19 protein-coding genes are annotated in these 19,191 nt (G+C 38.9%); 11 read left to right on the top strand and 8 right to left on the bottom strand.

From position 1 onward, the window contains the following. The first annotated feature begins 99 nt into the window (after positions 1-99). The 4 genes from FHY45_RS04135 to addA all read left to right on the top strand — a co-directional run bounded on the left by FHY45_RS04135 (position 100) and on the right by addA (position 9,297). The gene (locus tag FHY45_RS04135; RefSeq protein ID WP_257468971.1) at positions 100-1,272 is read left to right on the top strand and encodes a beta-carotene 15,15'-monooxygenase; all 1,173 of its coding nucleotides are present in this window, start codon (positions 100-102) and stop codon (positions 1,270-1,272) included. A 32-nt stretch (positions 1,273-1,304) separates the two neighbouring features. Further along, positions 1,305-1,718 (top strand): GNAT family N-acetyltransferase, encoded by a 414-nt coding sequence (locus tag FHY45_RS04130; RefSeq protein WP_139891467.1) that lies wholly within the window; start codon positions 1,305-1,307, stop codon positions 1,716-1,718. A gap of 366 nt (positions 1,719-2,084) precedes the next feature. Then, complete coding sequence (addB, locus tag FHY45_RS04125) at positions 2,085-5,564, top strand: helicase-exonuclease AddAB subunit AddB (protein ID WP_139891466.1); 3,480 nt, start codon at positions 2,085-2,087, stop codon at positions 5,562-5,564. Next, complete coding sequence (gene addA, locus FHY45_RS04120) at positions 5,554-9,297, top strand: helicase-exonuclease AddAB subunit AddA (protein WP_306821538.1); 3,744 nt, start codon at positions 5,554-5,556, stop codon at positions 9,295-9,297. Before addB ends, addA begins: the two co-directional genes overlap by 11 nt. Positions 9,298-9,416: 119 nt before the next feature. On the opposite strand, the gene FHY45_RS04115 is transcribed toward addA, so the two are convergent. Continuing rightward, positions 9,417-9,827, bottom strand: a complete 411-nt coding sequence (locus tag FHY45_RS04115; protein ID WP_139891465.1) for an SMI1/KNR4 family protein — start codon at positions 9,825-9,827, stop codon at positions 9,417-9,419. A 136-nt stretch (positions 9,828-9,963) separates the two neighbouring features. Further along, positions 9,964-10,872 carry a 3-hydroxyacyl-CoA dehydrogenase gene (locus tag FHY45_RS04110; protein WP_139891464.1) on the bottom strand — a complete coding sequence of 303 codons (909 nt, stop codon included), beginning with the start codon at positions 10,870-10,872 and terminating at the stop codon, positions 9,964-9,966. A 244-nt stretch (positions 10,873-11,116) separates the two neighbouring features. Here FHY45_RS04110 and FHY45_RS04105 point away from each other — a divergent pair, with 244 nt between their 5' ends. After that, positions 11,117-11,419: an HNH endonuclease signature motif containing protein gene (locus FHY45_RS04105; protein ID WP_066101654.1), complete on the top strand. Its 303-nt coding sequence runs from the start codon at positions 11,117-11,119 to the stop codon at positions 11,417-11,419. Between the two features lie 4 nt (positions 11,420-11,423). Here FHY45_RS04105 and FHY45_RS04100 read toward each other — a convergent pair whose 3' ends face one another. From FHY45_RS04100 to FHY45_RS04075, 6 genes are read right to left on the bottom strand one after another with little or no spacing between them, the layout of a single operon-like run. Then, the gene (locus FHY45_RS04100) at positions 11,424-11,642 is read right to left on the bottom strand and encodes a spore germination protein (protein WP_066101652.1); all 219 of its coding nucleotides are present in this window, start codon (positions 11,640-11,642) and stop codon (positions 11,424-11,426) included. Beyond that, positions 11,642-12,037, bottom strand: a complete 396-nt coding sequence (locus tag FHY45_RS04095) for a spore germination protein GerPE (RefSeq protein WP_139891463.1) — start codon at positions 12,035-12,037, stop codon at positions 11,642-11,644. Before FHY45_RS04095 ends, FHY45_RS04100 begins: the two co-directional genes overlap by 1 nt. 13 nt (positions 12,038-12,050) lie before the next feature. Continuing rightward, complete coding sequence (locus FHY45_RS04090; RefSeq protein ID WP_066101647.1) at positions 12,051-12,230, bottom strand: hypothetical protein; 180 nt, start codon at positions 12,228-12,230, stop codon at positions 12,051-12,053. Between the two features lie 5 nt (positions 12,231-12,235). After that, positions 12,236-12,844 carry a spore germination protein GerPC gene (gene gerPC / locus FHY45_RS04085; RefSeq protein ID WP_180349925.1) on the bottom strand — a complete coding sequence of 203 codons (609 nt, stop codon included), beginning with the start codon at positions 12,842-12,844 and terminating at the stop codon, positions 12,236-12,238. A 5-nt stretch (positions 12,845-12,849) separates the two neighbouring features. Next, positions 12,850-13,071, bottom strand: a complete 222-nt coding sequence (locus FHY45_RS04080; protein WP_139891461.1) for a spore germination protein GerPB — start codon at positions 13,069-13,071, stop codon at positions 12,850-12,852. Between the two features lie 11 nt (positions 13,072-13,082). Next, positions 13,083-13,304 (bottom strand): spore germination protein, encoded by a 222-nt coding sequence (locus tag FHY45_RS04075; RefSeq protein ID WP_139891460.1) that lies wholly within the window; start codon positions 13,302-13,304, stop codon positions 13,083-13,085. A gap of 188 nt (positions 13,305-13,492) precedes the next feature. Between FHY45_RS04075 and FHY45_RS04070 the strand changes: the two genes are divergently transcribed. The 6 genes from FHY45_RS04070 (at position 13,493) to FHY45_RS04045 (ending at position 19,064) form a co-directional block, all read left to right on the top strand. After that, positions 13,493-14,683, top strand: coding sequence for a DUF418 domain-containing protein (locus FHY45_RS04070; protein WP_139891459.1), 1,191 nt, complete (start codon positions 13,493-13,495; stop codon positions 14,681-14,683). 124 nt (positions 14,684-14,807) lie between these two features. After that, entirely contained in the window at positions 14,808-15,692 is an 885-nt protein-coding gene (locus tag FHY45_RS04065) for a fumarylacetoacetate hydrolase family protein (protein WP_139891458.1), read from the top strand. 80 nt (positions 15,693-15,772) lie between these two features. Then, positions 15,773-16,129 carry a YisL family protein gene (locus FHY45_RS04060; RefSeq protein WP_066101632.1) on the top strand — a complete coding sequence of 119 codons (357 nt, stop codon included), beginning with the start codon at positions 15,773-15,775 and terminating at the stop codon, positions 16,127-16,129. Between the two features lie 123 nt (positions 16,130-16,252). Continuing rightward, positions 16,253-17,101 (top strand): GNAT family N-acetyltransferase, encoded by an 849-nt coding sequence (locus tag FHY45_RS04055; protein WP_180349924.1) that lies wholly within the window; start codon positions 16,253-16,255, stop codon positions 17,099-17,101. Between the two features lie 246 nt (positions 17,102-17,347). After that, positions 17,348-18,061 (top strand): copper homeostasis protein CutC, encoded by a 714-nt coding sequence (locus tag FHY45_RS04050; protein WP_139891456.1) that lies wholly within the window; start codon positions 17,348-17,350, stop codon positions 18,059-18,061. A gap of 442 nt (positions 18,062-18,503) precedes the next feature. Beyond that, a complete protein-coding gene (locus FHY45_RS04045; RefSeq protein ID WP_066101624.1) occupies positions 18,504-19,064 on the top strand; it encodes a DUF2238 domain-containing protein in 561 nt (186 codons plus the stop codon). The last annotated feature ends 127 nt before the right edge of the window (positions 19,065-19,191 follow it).

Raw genomic sequence — 19,191 nt, 5'->3', positions numbered from 1 at the left:
GATCTAAAATAAATCAAATATGGGCTGAAGAGACGGCAAGCTAATGATTGCCGTCTTTTTCTTGCTTTGAAATAGAATTGTGCAGGGGAAAATTGAAATTTGTCGAATAAGATTGTTGTAGGCGAAGTGATGATATTTCTATTTTTTTATACATATAGACAGTTAGGAAAAAGTGGAATTGTTTCGGAGGAAGGTGTGAAAACGGTGATTTTGAAAAAATCCTTATATCGAGAGTTTTTATTGATTATGTTGTTTCTGCTTGTTCTAATCTCTAATGTTTGTTTATATCGTACAGCGTTTGGAGTTGAAATTTTACAATACAATCCAAATGGTGCAGTGGTAGGCTCCATAATTGATTTGGCATTGGTTTTGCCGGTTTTATTTATGGCATGGAAGAGAAGCTGGGGATGGAAAAATATGATTTTATTGGCGGCCAGCGGTCTCGTTTTAGTCCGCTTCCTAATTCCAATGGAATATTTGGCGCCATTTGAATCAATCACTTGGGTCGGCTTTCTGATTGAAGGTTTATTAGTATGTTTTGAAGTGCTGCTCATCGTCTCATTGTTCAAATATATGCCGTACATTATCCGTGCTGTTAAAAATAGTCCACTACCGGTGGTTTTTTCATTCTCGAATGCCGTTGAGCAAAAAATGAAAAAAACGCCTGTTATTATTCAAATGATTTGTTCAGAAATGCTGGTTTTTTATTATGCTTTTGCAAGCTGGAACAAAAAGATGAAGCTGAGTGAAAAGCAATATACCTTGCATCAAAAATCAAGCTATATTGCTTTCCAAGTGATGTTGATTCACGCGATTGTTTTTGAAACAGCAGCAATTCATTGGTGGCTGCATGGAAAATACTTTCTATTGTCCATGATCTTACTCCTTCTTAATATTTACTCGGTCATTCTATTTGTGGCAGATATTCAGGCTGTCCGTTTGAATCCCTTAAAGATTACGGAGGACCGTATGTATATTTCTCTTGGGTTAATGAAACGTATGGAAATAAAGTGGACAGATATTGAATCCCTAATTGATGAACAAGAACAACTTAAGCAAAAGGTTACTGAAAAGACGATTGAATTCATTTACCGAGATTTAGAAGAAGTTTATCCAAATGTTATTTTAAAATTAAAACACCCCGTTCAAGCCACTCTCATAATGGGCATAAAGAAAGAATATGAACAAGTTGCGATTCGAGTGGATGAACCAGAAAGATTCAAGGTGATTTTGAAAGAAAAGGTCACATTAGATAGGGAAACTAATCATTAGGAGTAACGATAAAAAAGGCATTGGGGGATATCATGATTTACATAGAGCATGGGCAGCCCATAGAAATCCGCAAATATAGTGAGCAGGACTTTATTTCTATAAATAAGCTGAATGCGGAAGAACAATGGACAAACTTAGTTACGGAGAAAGATAAAACAAAGCAAGCCTGGAACAATTCTAATATTGCATTTGTAGTACTCTCAAAAGAGGAAATTATCGGATATATAAGGGGCATTACTGATAAACATGTCACTCTCTATATTTGCGAACTTTTAATCGAAAAAAGATACCGGGGGCTAGGGATTGGTCAGTATCTGCTAAAGTTTGTACATGGATTGTATCCCTCTACGAGAATAGAGATGCTGGCAAGCAGTGAATCTCAATCCTTTTATAACCAAATCGGTTACAGACCTTTTTATGGATTTAGAAAAACATTTGGTGAATAATTTTAGTTATCTGTTTTCATTTTTTTGAAGAGTTTAAAGTAAGAATAGCGCCTAATAAAATGCCTGAAAAATATAAAGTGAGAGCATAGAATTTAATAAGGAAACTAACCAAAACAATGATCACAATCCAGATGGTCATTGTTTTATTTTTGCAGTGAAAGTTTTCCACTTGCCGATTGTCATTTTCATATTAGTGCCTATTTTGACTTCTCCTCTTTCTCTCGTTTCCTGTGATATAACAAAAACGAATCTTCTCATTGAAATAAACCATTTTTTACAATGCTGGGATATAGAGTCAATTGAGGAGAAAACGCCATTAATTATGATAAAATAGAGAGATAGATATAAAGGGGGGAGGCACATTTAATGTCTTTGCAATTTTATATTGGAAAAACAGGTACAGGTAAGACAGAGACTATTTTAAATGACATTAGGACCAAGCTGGAGAGTGATCCGGAAGGTCCTTCGATTATATATATTGTTCCAGATCAGATGACTTTTCAGGCTGAGCTGGAATTAATTAATACGCCAAATCTAGGCGGTATGATACGTGCCCAAGTGTTTAGCTTTAGCCGGCTTGCTTGGAAGGTTCTACAAGAAACAGGCGGCATGGGCAGACGGCATTTAAATAATGTCGGTGTCAACATGGTGATTCGCAAAATCATGGAGGAAAATAAGGACGAGTTAAAGACCTTTCAACGTTCTAGTGATAAGCAGGGCTTTATTACCCAGTTGAGTGATTTGCTGAAGGAATGTAAGCGATATTGCCTGACTCCAGAGGAAATGTTGAACCAATCAGCTGGAAAGGTATCACCGATTTTACGGTCAAAGCTTGATGATTTATCCCTTTTATACAATGGATTTGAGCATGAATTAGAAGGTCAGTACGTAGATTCAGAGGATTACTTTACTTTATTAGTAGAAAAGATGCCTGAATCAGCTTACCTTCGCGATGCTGAAATTTATATAGATGGATTTTACAGCTTTACAGCTCAGGAATACGGCATTATGGCAGCTCTAATGCAACACTGCAGGAATGTGACGGTTTCGTTGACATTAGATCAACCCTTTAAAGAACTGGCGCCTGATCCACTTCATTTATTTAGGATGACAGGGGAAACTTATTTTGATCTGTATCAGATTGCGCTCCAAAACGGAGTAAAGGTGGAGGAGGATCGTTTATTTAAGGAACCGCATCGATTTATTCAAAATGAATCCATGCAGCATTTGGATAAATGGTTTGCCAACAGACCGGCACCAGTTTACGACCAAGAGCCGAATTTTGAATTTTGCCCGGCTGGTAACAGAAGGGCTGAGGTGGAAGGAATCGCGCGTAAGATTCTAAAGAGTGTTAGGGAAGGATATCGATACAGAGATATCTTTGTGTTAATGAGAAATAGCCAGGAATATGCTGAAGTGGTGGAAACCGTCTTTATGGACTACGGTATTCCTGTCTTTATTGATCAAAAGAGACCTATGCTTAATCACCCTTTGATCGAGCTTATTCGCTCTACGCTTGAAGCCTTAACGAATAATTGGCGTTATGAACCGATGTTCCGTGCTATAAAAACAGACCTTTTGTTTGATAAGAATGCCTATATACCAAAAGAGCGTGAGAGTGCTGCCCTGCTAGAAAATTACGTATTATCCAGAGGCTATTATGGTGACCGCTGGAGTAAGAAGCAGAGCTGGAAGTATAAAAGAAATCGCGGTCTTGAACTGGTGGCCAGTATCCAGACAGATGAAGAATTGAAAATGGAAGCGTTGCTGAATGAAACGAAGGAACAAGTGGCAGAGCCCATCCGTCGACTTGCAAATCGTTTTAAAAAAGCAACATCCGGAACGGATTATGCTCAGGCTTTATATATGTATTTAGATGAGCTTGACATACCGGAAAAGCTTGAAAAAATGGCTCGAAGCGATGAGCAGGAAGGCCGACTCATCCATGCAACCGAGCACGACCAGGCATGGAATGGTGTCATGGATTTGTTGGATCAATTTGTAGAAATTGTTGGGGACAGGCCGGTTACGTTAAAGAATTTTGGTGCAATCCTAGAAAGCGGGATTGAAACACTGAACTTCTCCTTAATTCCACCTTCCCTTGACCAAGTAGTCGTGACCAATATGGATTTATCACGTCCTCAAAATGTAAAGATTGCTTTCATAGCAGGCTTAAATGAAGGGGTAATTCCTTCAAAAGTAAGTGAAGGGGGAATCCTTTCAGATACGGATAGAGAAACACTGAAGTCTACCGGAATAAAGATGGCACCGACATCAAGCACCAAATTATTGGATGAGGAGTTTGCTGCATACAAGGCATTCCTGCTGGCATCCGACTATGTATATTTTTCTTATCCACTGGCTGATGACGAAGGAAAGCAATTATTGGCTTCCTCTTATATGAAACGAGTGAAGGATTTATTTGGTTCGGTGAAAGAAACTTTCTTTGTGCATGATCCGGCTGAAATGAGTGATGAGCTGCAACTGGAGTATGTGGTTCAGACGAGAGCAACGCTGTCATTCCTGGCAAGCCAGCTTCAACAGAAAAAAAGGAATTATCCGGTATCCCCTGTTTGGTGGGATGTATATAACGAATATGTTAAAGACGGTCCGATGAAGGATCAGGCAGCTTTTGTTCTTTCAGCGCTTTCGTATCAAAATAAAGCGAAGAAAATCCCTGACCAAAAAGCTGTTGAATTGTATGGAGATACAATCCAGGGAAGCGTGTCGAGAATGGAGCTATTCAATAGCTGCCCATTTGCGCATTTTTCCTCACACGGCTTAAAGCTTAGGGAACGGGATATCTATCGTTTAGAAGCTCCTGATATCGGAGAAATGTTCCATGGTGCTCTGCAATGGATGACGGAACAAATTATCGAACGTGGGACAAGCTGGGGAGCTTTATCACGGGAGCAATGTATCCAATTAGCCAGAACGGCTGTAGAGGTAATGGCACCGAAACTGCAGAATGAAATCTTATTATCTTCCAATCGATTCCATTATTTGAAAAGGAAACTGGAACAAATTGTGGCGAGAGCCTCAATCACTTTAAGCGGACAAGCTAAAAACAGCCAATTTTCACCGATTGGGCTAGAGCTTGGATTTGGCCGGAGAGGTTCTTTGCCGCCTCTGACCTTTGAGCTTAAAAACGGAACAAAGATGGAACTGGCTGGACGAATTGATCGGATTGATCAGGCGAAGACAGATGATGGAACCTATTTGAGAATCATTGATTATAAATCGAGCTCGAAGGATTTAAACTTCACGGAAATCTATTATGGAATCGCCTTGCAAATGCTGACCTACCTCGATATTGTGGTCACACACTCACCATTGTTGGTTGGGGAACAAGCTAAGCCTGCAGGTGTCCTTTATTTCCATGTTCACAATCCATTAATTAAAAACAATGGAGTTTATACGTTAGACCAGATTGAACGTGAAGTCTTTAAAAGCTTTAAAATGAAGGGATTGCTTTTAGGGGATGACCAGGTTGTTAAAATGATGGATAGCGATTTGGAAAATGGGGAATCCCTGATTGTACCTGCAGGATTCAAGAAGGATGGGCATTTTACGGCGGCTTCACGGATCGCAAGTGAAGGAGAGTTCTCCCTTTTAAGCCAGCATGTGAAGAGAATGTATGCCGATACAGGTAATGCCATTACGAGCGGTGTAGCTGATATCAAACCTTATCGTTTGCAAAATAAATTACCATGCACCTTCTGTAATTATAAAACAGTTTGCCAGTTTGATCCTTCTCTTGAGAGCAACGAGTACAGAGTATTTAAACCGGCTAAAAAAGAAGAAATCTTTGAGGCTATACGGGAGGAGGAAGAAGATGATGAATAACCGTAAACAAATTCCCGTAAAACCGGCAGATGCCTTATGGACAGATGACCAATGGAAAGCTATCACTGCGGATGGAAATGATATTCTAGTAGCGGCTGCGGCCGGAAGTGGTAAAACAGCTGTACTGGTTGAGAGGATTATCAGGAAGATTATTTCAGAGGATAACCCTCTTGATGTGGATCGTTTATTGATAGCCACTTTTACCAATGCTTCAGCTGCTGAAATGCGCCACCGTATTGCGGAAGCGTTGGAAAAGGAAATTAAAAAGAATCCGGACTCCAGACATTTACGTAAGCAGCTCAGTTTGCTGAATAAGGCGAATATCTCAACCCTTCATTCCTTCTGCTTGGATGTAGTCCGGAGTCATTATTATTTGTTGGACATTGATCCCGGTTTTCGAATTGGGGACTCAACGGAAATCGAATTAATTAAAGATGAAATTCTTGAAGAAGTATTGGAAACACAGTATGGAATATCTGATAATGAGCCGTTTTTCAGGCTTATCGATGCATTTACGGATGACCGCAGTGATCGTACGATTCTCGAAATTATCCGAGTGCTTGATGATTTTTCACGATCTAATCCCAATCCTAAAGAATGGCTGGAAAGCCTTGCGGATATGTATGAGGTAGGGGAACATACCAGGATTGAGGATCTGCCATTTTATCCAGTCTTGAAATTTGATATCATGATGCGCCTAGCTGCAGCTAAAGAAATGATCCATGAAGGCTATCAATTAACCTTGCTGCCTGATGGTCCAGCAGCCCTGGGCGAAACATTTAAATTAGACGAAGAGCTTATTAACAAGTTATCCGAGTCGCTTGAAGCAGATTGGCAGTCGATGGCAGATGCATTTTCAGCGGTTAGCTTTGCAAAAGCAAAAACGATTCGCAAGGGAACCTGTGATGAGGACTTGGCAAAGCAAGCCAAGAAAACGAGAGATGATGTTAAGAAATTGCTGAATGGAATTTCGAGCGATTTATTTTTCCGGAAAGCAGATAGCTTTTTAAAAGATATATCAGATATGAAGCCGTATGTAGTAACACTTGCCGGGTTGGTCACAGCGTTCCAAAAACGATTCCTGGCAGAAAAGCTTGAACGCGGGATTGTTGATTTTTCCGACTTGGAGCATATGGCGTTAGAAATTCTGGGGACTTATGAGGATGGAGCATTAAAGCCAACAGATGTTGCGTTGGAGTACCGTGATAAATTCAAAGAGGTACTTGTCGATGAATATCAGGATACTAATATGGTGCAGGAAACAATCCTTCAGCTTGTTACACAGGACGGTGAGTCAACCGGCAATATGTTTATGGTTGGGGATGTTAAGCAATCTATCTATCGATTCCGCCTGGCTGAGCCTAATCTTTTCATGGGGAAATACAGCAGATTTTTAACAGAGCCGACAGATACCGGAATGAAGATTGATTTGAATAAAAATTTCCGCAGCCGAAGTGAAGTATTGGCAGGTACGAACTTTTTATTTAAACAATTGATGGGAAAAACGGTTGGTGAAATAGAATATGATGAACCCGCTGAATTGAAAAAAGGAGCAGCCTATCCTGAGGATGAAGAGTACCCGGTGGAACTTTATTTGATTGATAAATCGGCAGAAGGAGCTGGTTACGGATCTGAGGATGATGACGAGGCAGACGAAGATCTTGAAACGGTACTGTTAGAAGCTAGGCAAATGGCTGAATTAATTAAACAAATGATTAATGAACGCCGCAAAGTGTATGATGCCAAAACGAAAACATACCGGAACATTACCTATCGGGATATTGTCATCTTGCTGCGTTCCATGCCATGGGCTCCTCAAATTATGGATGAATTCAGAGCGCAGGGTATCCCGGTTTATGCCGATCTCTCAACAGGATACTTTGAGGCGACAGAAGTAGCTATTATGATCTCTCTCCTGCAAATTATTGATAATCCATATCAAGATATTCCGCTTGCATCTGTGCTGCGTTCTCCTATAGTGGGGCTGGATGAAGAAAACTTGTCAGATATCCGGATTACCTTGCCAAAGGGGCAATTCTATGATGCGTTAAAGGCCTATTGCCAGTACGGTTCATTTGAAAAATACGGAACTGTCTATTTAAAAGTGAAGCGATTCTTTGATTATCTTCACGAATGGAGAAACCAGGCGCGTGAGGGAGCACTATCCAGTTTAATTTGGCAACTGTACCGGGATACGGGCTATTATGATTTTGTTGGCGGTATGCCTGGCGGCAAACAAAGGCAGGCCAATTTATTGGCACTATATAACCGTGCCAGACAATATGAGGAAAGTTCATTCAGAGGAATATTCCGCTTTCTCCGTTTTATCGATCGGATGAGAGAAAGGGGCAGTGATTTGGGTGCGGCACGTGCCCTGGGTGAACAGGAAGATGTTGTCCGGATTATGACCATTCATAAGAGTAAGGGACTGGAATTCCCTGTCGTGATTTTGGGCGGTTTGTCTAAGAAGTTTAATCAGATGGATCTAAAGCGTTCCTATTTAGTGGATAAGGATCTGGGTCTTGCATTTCGATATGTGAATCCGGAGTTAAGGATAACCTATCCATCCTTACCACAGATTGCCTTTAAAAAGAAGCAGCTCCTTGAAAATATTGCGGAAGAGATGCGCGTCCTGTATGTAGCGTTAACCCGTGCAAAAGAGAAGCTGTACTTAATCGGAACACTCTCAGATGCTGAAAAATCCTTTAAGAAGTGGTCTGCCTATGAGAATAAAGAAGGCTGGCTTCTACCTGATTATACGAGAGCAAATGCCACGTCCTATATGGATTGGATTGGTCCGTCTCTAGTGCGGCATCGTATCTTTAAAGAAGGGGCAATCGCCAGTGATTCACTTGCTGAGATTGCTAGTCATCCGTCAGAATGGCAGGTACATGTCCGGAAATCTAATACGTTGCAATCAGTTAAAGAGGAAGAAAACCTGGAAAGTAAACGATTATTTAAATCAATTGAACAAATGGAACCAATTGAGGTAGAGTCTGAGTTTAAAGAACAGGTCAGGGACCAAATGGAATGGGATTATCGATTTAAAAGCTCGACAACTGGGCGTTCTAAGCAGTCTGTGTCCGAATTGAAACGATTAAATGAATCAAAGGATGAATACAGTGCAACTGATTTGGTTCGGGCGACCTTTAAACGGATGAATTTAAAGAGACCGGCTTTTATGCAGCAAAAAACAATGTCACCTGCAGAAAAGGGAACGATGATGCATTTAGTGATGCAGCATTTGGACTTTACAAAGCCAGTCACGGAAGAGTCTGTTCAGACGTTACTGGAGTATTTGGTGATGAAGGAATACGCTACGAAGGAACAAGTCAGTGAGATAAGAACTGACCAGATTTTGAGCTTTTTTGAAAGTGAATTGGGTCAACGCTTGCAGCATGCCAAAAAAATACGCAAGGAAATTCCATTTACAATGGCACTTCCTGCACATGAAGCGTATCAGGATTGGCAGGATGGCGACGAGAACATTCTTGTTCAGGGAATAGTGGATTGCCTATTTGAAGATGAGAATGGGATTGTACTGCTTGACTATAAAACAGACGCGATAACAGATCGATTTAAAAATGGATTTGAAGAAGCTGAGCCTGTATTAAAAGAAAGATATGAAAAGCAGATTCAGCTATATACAAGAGCGATTGAACAAATCCTGAAAAGAGAAGTTTCAGAAAGATATCTGATGTTCTTTGACGGTACACATGTATTGAAGCTTTAACTGCTGAAGGCGGCACATTTGGACGGGAAACCGTGCAGTTGTGTCGTCTATTTTTATATTTTCTCTTTCGATACTGTCTAATTTGGGAAAATATATGGCCAACAGGACCGCTATATCATTTATTGGTATTGGACCGATATAATAAATTCTTTCAAGTTAGAAGCTACTTCTTCTAGTTCGCCGGTTTCGTGATACCAAATATAAATTTTATCATCCAGGTTTGTATCTACAATCTTATAGCATAATTTGTCCCCTGTACCATCCTCGCCAATAGATATGAGATTTTTATCCATTTCTTCGTCTCGCATATCTTTATTTTGTCTTACAATATCATCCCATGTTCTTTTTAAATTTCTAGGATCTTTAATTGGGAAAAGGATCCATTCATCAATCTGTGCTTGGTTAGATAGTTTAAAAAGGTCTTTATACTGTTCAGGAAAAAGGACTTCTAATTGTTCTTCTGCTGATTTTATATCTAAATCTGTAACTCCAGGTTTTTTTGTATCAAGCAATTCGACAATATCATGCATTTAATCCATAACCTCCCTTTATAATCTTATATAAAGATTCTTGATATATTTTTAAAATCCTTCTTCAGTTAACCAAAAGAAATCCTATTAACAGTCATGTCAATAGGATTTCTCTAAGAAGTATCAGTGATCTGGTTTAAGGCTGTAGAAAGTCTTTTTTCTTATAGGCTGGATTCGGATATTTATAGAATCCTTCACCTGTTTTCATACCCAATTTACCCTTGCTAATGAATTCTGTTTTGACCAAATCTGCAATGTCCTTGAATGGATTTTGCTCTGGATTTGGATGCTTTGCTGCTTTAGTACTGACGATGTTATAAACTGTTTCCAAACCGACTATATCAATAATCGCAAATGGTCCAAGAGGTGCACCCGTAGCAATCATCCATGTTTTATCGATTGTATATGGATCCGCTACTCCATTTCCCCATAGATTTTGGGCTGCATCCAGTAATGGAACGAGTAAGCTGTTTAGAATATAGCCAGGTTGCTCTTTTTTAATATGGAGGGGAACCATTCCAATTGCGGCTGCGAATTGCAATACATCTTCAACCACTTGGTTATCAGTTTGAGGATGTGGCATGACTTCTCCAGTATTATTCATCCAAACGCGGTTTGCGAAGTGCAGGGCCAGGAATTTCTCCGGACGTCCGGTATATTCGGCAAAATCACTAGGAAGCATCGTAGAAGAGTTTGTTGCAAACACCGTATGTTCAGGTGCAACTTTACTCAACTCAGTGTAAAAGTTAATTTTGATTTCTTTTAACTCTGGAATAGCTTCAATAACCAAGTCGGCATTAGCGGTTGCGACTTTTAAGTCTGTTGCATATTGAATACGTGATTGAGCAGACCGGGCTGCTTCCAGTTCATTTTTAAAATAGGCGACATAGGTATCTTCTAAATTGATGATACGATTCTTTGCTTGTTCAATGGCGCTTTCATTAATATCATAAATGGTGACATTAAAGCCCTTAAAGGCTGTTTGAAAAGCGATTTGACTCCCTAAAACTCCACTGCCTGCAATTGTCACATTTTTATAATTCATGATTAATTTCCCCCAATCTGTAAATTGGATATTAAGTTCTTACCAGTAAATATCCATACCCTTCAAGGAAAATATACTACTATATTGTTAAAAATAAAAATAGTAAGACTTTAGACTTGTTCAAGTGAAATAAAACGATATAGATAGGAGTAAAACAGGAATGGATGTCACTTAATAATGGAAATATAAATGAATACGATCATTGTGCTAATTTAGGGAAAAGGTATGAAAAGGAGGGGATTATATGAGTAAAGCAAGGAGCGGTGTATGTGAACTCTGTCTACGAAATGATGTCGAACGGACGATTCACCATTTAATTCCACGCGAATATGGTGGGGGCCCCAATGATACCTCCAAGCTATGCATTCCATGCCATAAACAGATACATGCTCTTTATCCAAATTTGGATTTGGCTGTCAGACTTAATACGATTGAGAAACTGAGAGATGATCCTGAAATCAAGAAATATTTAAAGTGGATTGTAAAGCAGCCGGCAGGTAAATTACCGCGTATAAAAAAATCCGGCTATAAGGCCGGAAAAAGGTGATTGATTAATTATTCGCAGAGATGGGCTGATCAACCCCATTTATACCAATAACGGAGTTTCCGCTAAGTCCATTTGTATCAAAAATAATTCCACCGGTAATTCCAGAACCTGATCCATTCACACTTTTAGTTGCATATTTTGGGGAGATAACCAGAGAGTCGCCGAATTGAATAATTCCGCTTCCTGCATTAAGGACTTGAACGGAACCGACAAGAGCAGGCATTAAGTTTCCTCCCTTCTTTCATTTTTGGGCCGATTAAGAAGCTGTCTTACATTCATGACTCTAGTTTCGGATCGGATAAACCGGCCGTTTCCTACCTGTAATAAAGAGGAAGCAGAGATGGCCTGTGTTCGGATGCAATCAACAAAAAGGTATGGATTAACATTCTCAAAAATGATATGAACCATTTCTTCAATTGGTTCAAAATCAGGCACTGTGTAAAATACTTTATAATCTCCGAAATTACCTTCCTTTCCGTAAAAAATTTCCTGTTCCCGCTGATAGGCAAGGACATTGTCAACTGAGTAACTATATTGAATTTCTCCTATATCAAATGTAGATCCCCTGGATAAAATGGATACATGAATATGATCGACTATCGATGTTCTTTCCCACATGGCATGGTCCTCTTTAACGATTAACAATAGGCTGCAAGGGTCCAAATTCTAATGCGTTTAATGGCGTGTCAGAGGCAGCAAATAGCTGCATGGTTTCTGTATCGCCGACTTTAATAGCAGAGGCGCTCGATACAGATATCAACTTTATACAGCCAACCTTAATTTGTTCGTTTACGACATGGAAATTCATCACATTGCTCACTGCTCCTTCATTGAATCAGGATAAACCTCTATAAATCTGATGATGGCGTTTTCGATATCTGTTTTGAGTACTTCTAATATTTGCTCCCGAATTGCCGGGATTTTTTGCTCAGTCCGGTTATGAGGTGGCGTTTGGTCCAAATAATGATGAATGCGCTGAGGAAGCTGCCGGGCAAGATCCTCCATGATAAAGGAGCGCATGGTTTCATCCGTTTTTTGTTCGCAGATATGTTCGGCTCTTTTAAAGATTTCATCCTTCTGATTATTTAGGTCAAGTAAAACCTCACTCGTTAGTTGATGGACAAATTCATCCCTGGATGGAAAGAGAAATGGACCGGAAGGAGTATGATTATTGATGGCCAGCTCATCGATTTTTTCTAAATCTGAAGGGGTTAGCCCTATATTTAAGGTACCCTCCAATCTTTCCACTTTCAGTTGGTCAAATTTATACTCTATCCGATCGACACGAATCGGTGCCTGGTGTTTTGCCTCTGTTAATTCTTCTTTTAATTTCTTTACGTCTTCTTCCAGTTTGAAAATAGCCTGCTGTTGATATTCCAGCGTATTTTGTAAATAGTGTAGGAATTGGGTTAAATCCTGCTGCACATGACTCATCCTTTCCTATTCTGGACTTGAACCTGCGGAGAATCTTCTTCAGTCTCAAAAAGGGGATGGTGCGCTTCCGGAGCAGGTGCCTCAAAGCCACCGGAATTGGTTATGAGTGACTTGGATTTGATGATACCGGCACTGCCGATTTGCAGCACGGATGCATTAGCAATTGCATTAATTTTAATGGTATTAATCATAATCGTTTGCTTAACAAAGATGTTCATTTTCTTCACCTCTATAACGTAAATGCAATTGGTTGATCGACAACATCTGCATCAAACGTATTCGTAGCACTGTAAGGATTGTTTACAGCTACATAATCACCTGTATTAAATGAACCCGCTCCGGAAAATGTTTTAGCATTAGAGTAGGGAGTGACTTTGTAAATATCCCCCACATTAAATACACCGCTGCTCCCTACACTGAGAATTTGGACAATACCTACAATACCTGGCACATTTAACACCTTCCTTGAGTATACCTGTATCTACCTTCTTAACAATTCTTTAACAGTATATGAGGAATGGGCTGAAAGGTGAGGGAACCTCTTTGCTTTAGAAAAAACAGATAATTATGATAGGGGATTTTAGCAGAAACTGCTAAACTGGTTTTATAAGAAATTTTTAGGAGAGATGGGGTGTTCTATTGCAATCCATAACGGATAAACAAAGGATACATGTGGTTGATTTTCTGCGTGGGATTTCAATTGTAGGAATTTTATTGGTCAACATGCTCGATTTTCATTCGCCTTTTTTGTATCTTGAATTAGATTATTGGGATAACAAGCTAGATCTCTATACATATGCACTCATTGATATTTTGGCACAGGGGAATTTTTACCCGCTTTTTGCCTTTTTGTTTGGGTTCGGTACGGTCATTTTAATGATTAGGGCAGAACAAAAGGGGAAATCGTTTCCTGCTTTATTTACAAGGCGGATGATCTTTTTGCTTTTGCTGGGAATGATTCATGCATTTTTAATTTGGCACGGTGATATTTTAATCACGTATGCCGTTTGTGGGTTACTTTTGCTGCTTGTTTATCGATTAAAAGGTAAAACATTGCTTCGTTTATCGGTATGGTTATATACCATTCCTTATGGAATATTTGGGTTGCTTATTCTGCTGCTCGAATTATTGACCCCAACATCTGGTTTGTTAAATACCGATTTTTCAAAAATAAATAAAGCCATTGAAATCTATTCAAGCGGGACGTTTACAGAGATTTTTACATTGAGATTTAATGACTGGGCTGCTGTCAATGGACCGGCAAATATGTTTTTTTTATTTTTCTCCGTTTTTCCATGTATTTTGGCAGGAATGGCATTTGCCAAACTGGAATGGCTCACCAATCTTAAGGTTCATCAGAAAAAGTTACAGATCATGTTCCTTGTATCATTGCCTATAGGACTGCTTTTGAAAATGTATCCGTATCTGTCGAGCCAAAATTATGCGGCTGAATTTTGGCAGGATATTTTTGGCGGCCCCTTCCTGACACTGGCCATTATAACAGGGATTACCCTTATTTATGAGAAATCTCCAAAGGTTAGAAAAATGGCTGTTCCTTTTGTCAGACTGGGACGAATGTCGCTTACAAATTACCTTATGCACTCCATTCTGTGTACGCTGATCTTTTATTCATACGGACTCGGATTATATGGCGAAGTGGGAGCTTTTATGGGTACTTTATTAGCTGTATTGATTATCTTGTTTCAAATGGTATTTACAAAATATTGGTTACGCTCTTTTAGAATGGGACCAATTGAATATGGCTGGAGAATCGTTACTTACTGGGACAAACCATCATTCAAGCGGGAAAAGGTATATGATACATTTTAATAAAGGTGGAACGCAGTTTAATAAGAGTATAGCTTAAAAGGATAGAGATAAGTAATTTATCATTTTGTAGCAGAAAAGAGCTGCATAAATGGTTTTAAACCAATCTGAAAGGAATGGATGAAGGATGAAATTCTCAACCGTCAATGAAAATGGTAAAGCAGTAGCAGGACTGATTGATCAGGATTTATTTTATTCACTAGAAGTAATTAGACAATCGAGTGAGGCACTGAAAGGATTGCCAACTTTTTTACAGGCTTTGATTGAAGAATCCGATATATGGCTGCCAAAGCTTCAGGAATGGGTGCAAGCTGCAGTGAAAACAGAAGGTAAATCAATCGACTCTTTGATATGGCTGGCTCCTCTGCCGCGTCCGCACAAAAATATTTTTTGTGTAGGTAAAAATTACGCTGCACATGCTACTGAATTTGATGGCGGGGTTCCACCGGAGGATATGATTGTATTTACGAAGGCTCCAACCGCAGTCAATGCCCATAAACAAGTTGTGCCTCTTCATACAGAAGTAACGAATGAGCTGGACTATGAAGGGGAATTGGCTATTGTAATTGGCAAAAAGGGAACCTCTATTTCCCGTGAAAAAGCTTATGATCATGTTTTTGGATATACCATCTTAAACGATATTACAGCAAGAGATTTGCAATCAAAGCATCAGCAATATTTCCTGGGAAAAAGCCTGGATGGTACGTGTCCAATGGGTCCATGGATTGTTTCAAAAGATCATGTGCCACATCCGTATGATCTGGAAATTAAAACAAAAGTAAACGGGGAAACAAGGCAGCATGCCAGAACGTCATTATTTTTGTTTCCAATTGACGAAATCATCGCTACTATTTCGAAGGGAATTACGCTGGAGCCTGGCGACATTATTGCGACCGGTACACCGGCAGGAGTAGGAAAAGGGTTTAAACCACCGCGTTATTTAAAAGACGGGGATGTGATTGAAATAACTATAGAATCGATTGGGACTTTAAAATCTATCATTTCTAAATAAATTGTAAATACATAATGTTCGTAGAATACAACCTAGTATGCTACTATTATGTTGAATATTGCTGAAAGTGGGGGGATTTTATGAGCGGGTCTACTTATGAACATATTTTTATGTGGGTATTATCTATTGTTGTGTTCTTAGTATCTTTAAAAATGACAGGTAAAAATTTAAAAATAATGATGATGATTAATAGGGTACTATACATATTAATTATTGCAACAGGTATCATGATGTTAATGAATGTTTCCAATATTAGTGGTGAATACATCGCCAAGACGATTATTGGTGTTTGGGTAATCGCTGCAATGGAAATGACAAACGTGAAGCGATCAAAAGGAAAGAATCACAAATCTTTCTTCATCCAGTTTTGGATTGCGTTTGTTTTAGTGTTATTGCTAGGCTTTAGATTACCTATTGGTATTCAATTATTCGGATAAGCAGTGGCTCAGTCGATAGAGACTGGGCTTTTTTTATTTAATCTAATTCCTAATTTATTATAATAAAAGGTTTTTTCATTTTACTTCTAGAATTAATTTAAATTCAGAAGGGAGATGAAGTTCTTGAGATTTACGGAACGTACCTTGAGAATTTTTAAATATGCAGAAATAGAAGCCAAAAGGACAACTAATATCATTTATCCAGTTCATTTAGTATTAGGAATGTTGCTTGAAAGGACAGGTGTCTGTGCTGAGCTATCTATTAAGAATCCAGAACTTCGGGAGCTATTAGTTAAGCGGATTAAAGAAGTGTACTCGAATACTTACGAACATGGAATCAGTTATGAGCCCTTTAAAATGAACATTTCTTTATCGACTAATCAGGTGTTAATACATGCAAGTAACCGAATGAAACGCTTTAACCAGATTTATTTAAATGAAGGACATCTTTCTGATGCAATATTTAAAAGTAAGGATTTTTCAACCTATTCCATATTGGATGGCTTAGATGTTTCCAGCATACTTGGAATAATGTCTTCCCCGAGAGATATGGCTGTTCCTCTGAAGGATTATGAATTCCCAAGTATTTTAACAAGTAATATAAATTATCGGAAAGCGGAGCCAAATGATGCCGCATCGTTAAAAGTCTTTGTGGAAAGTGAATTTGGAGCTAGGTGGCTAGACTCAATTGAAAATGGGTTTTTAAAAGATAATATTCCTATTTTCATCGCTTTAGACGATAACCAAATTATTGGATTCGCTTGCTTTGATGTAGTAAGAAAAAGGAAGGGATTGTTCGGTCCGATGGGTACTACTCTATCAAATCGAGTACAAGGAATAGGATACATTCTACTTCATCATTGTTTAAGAGAGATGCAGGAAATAGGCTATGAATATGCAATCATCGGGCAGGCTGGACCACTGGAATTTTATGAAAAAGCGTGCAATGCTGTCGTGATTCCAAGGAATTAGTGACTGTGATTTTGAACTTACAGATACTCACAGATACTTACAGAGGGAAGGGGTTAAACCTATATTTGTAAGGTGAAAACCCTTATAGTATTCAATCTTACTATTTAGACCAATGGTTATATTTTGATTGTTTTATAAAATAACGCTCGGTTCGTTTTGTTATAATGAAGTTTATAAAATAATAATTTTCTCTATAGGGATATCATCCCGTGGATTAAATAATGTGAACTAGCAGCAGGTGATAATATGATTTTGGAATGTATAGTGGAAAATGAAAAAGATGCCATTAAAGCAGAGCAGCTTGGATTTAACCGTTTGGAATTAGTGTCTGCCATGTCGGAAGGCGGACTAACCCCAAGTTATGGAACAATAAAACGTGTAATCGAAAATGTGAAGATACCTGTTCAGGTGATGCTGCGACCGCATAGCTATTCTTTTGAATATGATGAGTTCGATTGGATGTCGATGAAAGAAGAGCTTCAAGCCTTTTCAGATTTGGGTGTACAAGGGATTGTATTTGGCTGCTTGAGGAACGGGAAAATCGATCAGGCTCTACTGGAGAAAGTGATAAAGGAAGTACCGCATTTTGATATTACGTTCCACAGGGCGTTCGATGAACTAAAATCTCATGTAGAGGGACTTAAAGTACTTTGTCAGTACTCCCAGCATGTAAGGCGAATTCTAACTTCCGGCGGTGAAAGAAGAGCCTATGAAGGCAGGGAAACACTGCAGCAGCTGATTACGTTATCAGATGGATGGTCGGGTCCTGAGATCTTAATCGGCGGTGGCCTGGATAAGGAGCATATTCAGGAATTGCATTCATTCCTGAATGCAAAGGAATACCATTTTGGGTCCGGGGTCCGAAAAGACCGTTCTTTTGCCAATGGGTTCGACACCGAAAAAATAGAGTACTTGCTCGAGTTATTTGAAAGTAAATGTCGAAGAAATACTACTCTATGATTCATAGAATATTAATTTTAGTTTATCCGGTATCTTGGATATTCAAAGAAACTATTGAAACTATATGGTCATTATGTGGATTGTCCGTTATGGTTCTATAACCTAGTGAATGAAGGTAGCTAGAAACAGTCAGAGGCAATGGCTAAGCCGCTTTTTTATTATTCAGTCAGGATAAATACTTGGTAGTTTCATATCAATTTAATAGGATAGAAGCATTTTTCTATGATAATGAAGTGTGTGAATATCATGCAACATAGCGGTGTTCATATATTTTCTTACCAAACAATGAGAAATGTTAATTGAGCTAGTTGTTCAAATGGATCTTTGATGCTGCCGCCAAATGTGCGGCTTTTTTTATTTATTACGAATATAAAACGCATCCATACATTCAGCATATTTTATTACTAAATATAATTTTTTGACAGCGAGAGGAGAAACAGTGATGCATAGAATTAAAATCGAAACAATCACTTTTTGGATAGTTACACTGTTAATGGGGGCTGCAACGATAATAATGTTCATAGAAGGTGACGGTACGAAAGGATTCATGGGTATTTTAACTTGTATAAGCTTAGTAGTATTAGGGGGGTGGCAATGGAAAGCAAAAAAGCCGCTTGACGGGCCGCTTATGATGATGACGTATTTATTTATTTTCATTTCAGTAGGTATTGGTACATTTGGCGGAGCGTACGCGATTAAGCACTTTGATGATTTCCTCCATGTTACCTCAGGTATTTGGCTTGGGTATGCAGCATTGGTACTCACTAGGCAAATAATTGGTGAGAAGCTTACACAAAAATTGCCGAAAGCGTTTCTGGCTAGTATCATGGTTATCTTTGCGCTTTGCCTAGCTGGTGCATGGGAGCTGCTCGAGTTTGCGGGCGATCAATTATTTCATTTTACCGCTCAAGGGCGAGATCATAAGGATACGATGTTTGATATGATGGATGGATTGATTGGTGGGATTATTAGCGCAGTTTTTTACCTTATCATCAGAAAATAATAAATGAAGTCGGCCGCATGATTGTGGCCGGCATTTTTACTATTTTATTATTTTTCGTTTGAGTTAGTTAGATACGTTGATTTTAGAAGGAGTAACACTAATTTTGTTGAAATTATAATATTGAAGT

This window comes from Bacillus sp. D386 (genome assembly GCF_006346415.1).
This window is presented reverse-complemented; position numbering and strand designations above follow the sequence as displayed.

Excerpts from the sequence above, each read along its gene's own strand:
- FHY45_RS04105 (WP_066101654.1), top strand. The coding sequence starts at position 11,117 with ATGAGTAAAGCAAGGAGCGGTGTATGTGAACTCTGTCTACGAAATGAT.
- FHY45_RS04060 (WP_066101632.1), top strand. The coding sequence starts at position 15,773 with ATGAGCGGGTCTACTTATGAACATATTTTTATGTGGGTATTATCTATT.
- FHY45_RS04050 (WP_139891456.1), top strand. The coding sequence starts at position 17,348 with ATGATTTTGGAATGTATAGTGGAAAATGAAAAAGATGCCATTAAAGCA.
- FHY45_RS04100 (WP_066101652.1), bottom strand. The coding sequence starts at position 11,642 with ATGCCTGCTCTTGTCGGTTCCGTTCAAGTCCTTAATGCAGGAAGCGGA.
- FHY45_RS04045 (WP_066101624.1), top strand. The coding sequence starts at position 18,504 with ATGCATAGAATTAAAATCGAAACAATCACTTTTTGGATAGTTACACTG.
- addB (WP_139891466.1), top strand. The coding sequence starts at position 2,085 with ATGTCTTTGCAATTTTATATTGGAAAAACAGGTACAGGTAAGACAGAG.
- FHY45_RS04115 (WP_139891465.1), bottom strand. The coding sequence starts at position 9,827 with ATGCATGATATTGTCGAATTGCTTGATACAAAAAAACCTGGAGTTACA.
- FHY45_RS04110 (WP_139891464.1), bottom strand. The coding sequence starts at position 10,872 with ATGAATTATAAAAATGTGACAATTGCAGGCAGTGGAGTTTTAGGGAGT.
- FHY45_RS04065 (WP_139891458.1), top strand. The coding sequence starts at position 14,808 with ATGAAATTCTCAACCGTCAATGAAAATGGTAAAGCAGTAGCAGGACTG.
- addA (WP_306821538.1), top strand. The coding sequence starts at position 5,554 with ATGATGAATAACCGTAAACAAATTCCCGTAAAACCGGCAGATGCCTTA.
- FHY45_RS04080 (WP_139891461.1), bottom strand. The coding sequence starts at position 13,071 with ATGAACATCTTTGTTAAGCAAACGATTATGATTAATACCATTAAAATT.
- FHY45_RS04095 (WP_139891463.1), bottom strand. The coding sequence starts at position 12,037 with ATGTGGGAAAGAACATCGATAGTCGATCATATTCATGTATCCATTTTA.
- FHY45_RS04130 (WP_139891467.1), top strand. The coding sequence starts at position 1,305 with ATGATTTACATAGAGCATGGGCAGCCCATAGAAATCCGCAAATATAGT.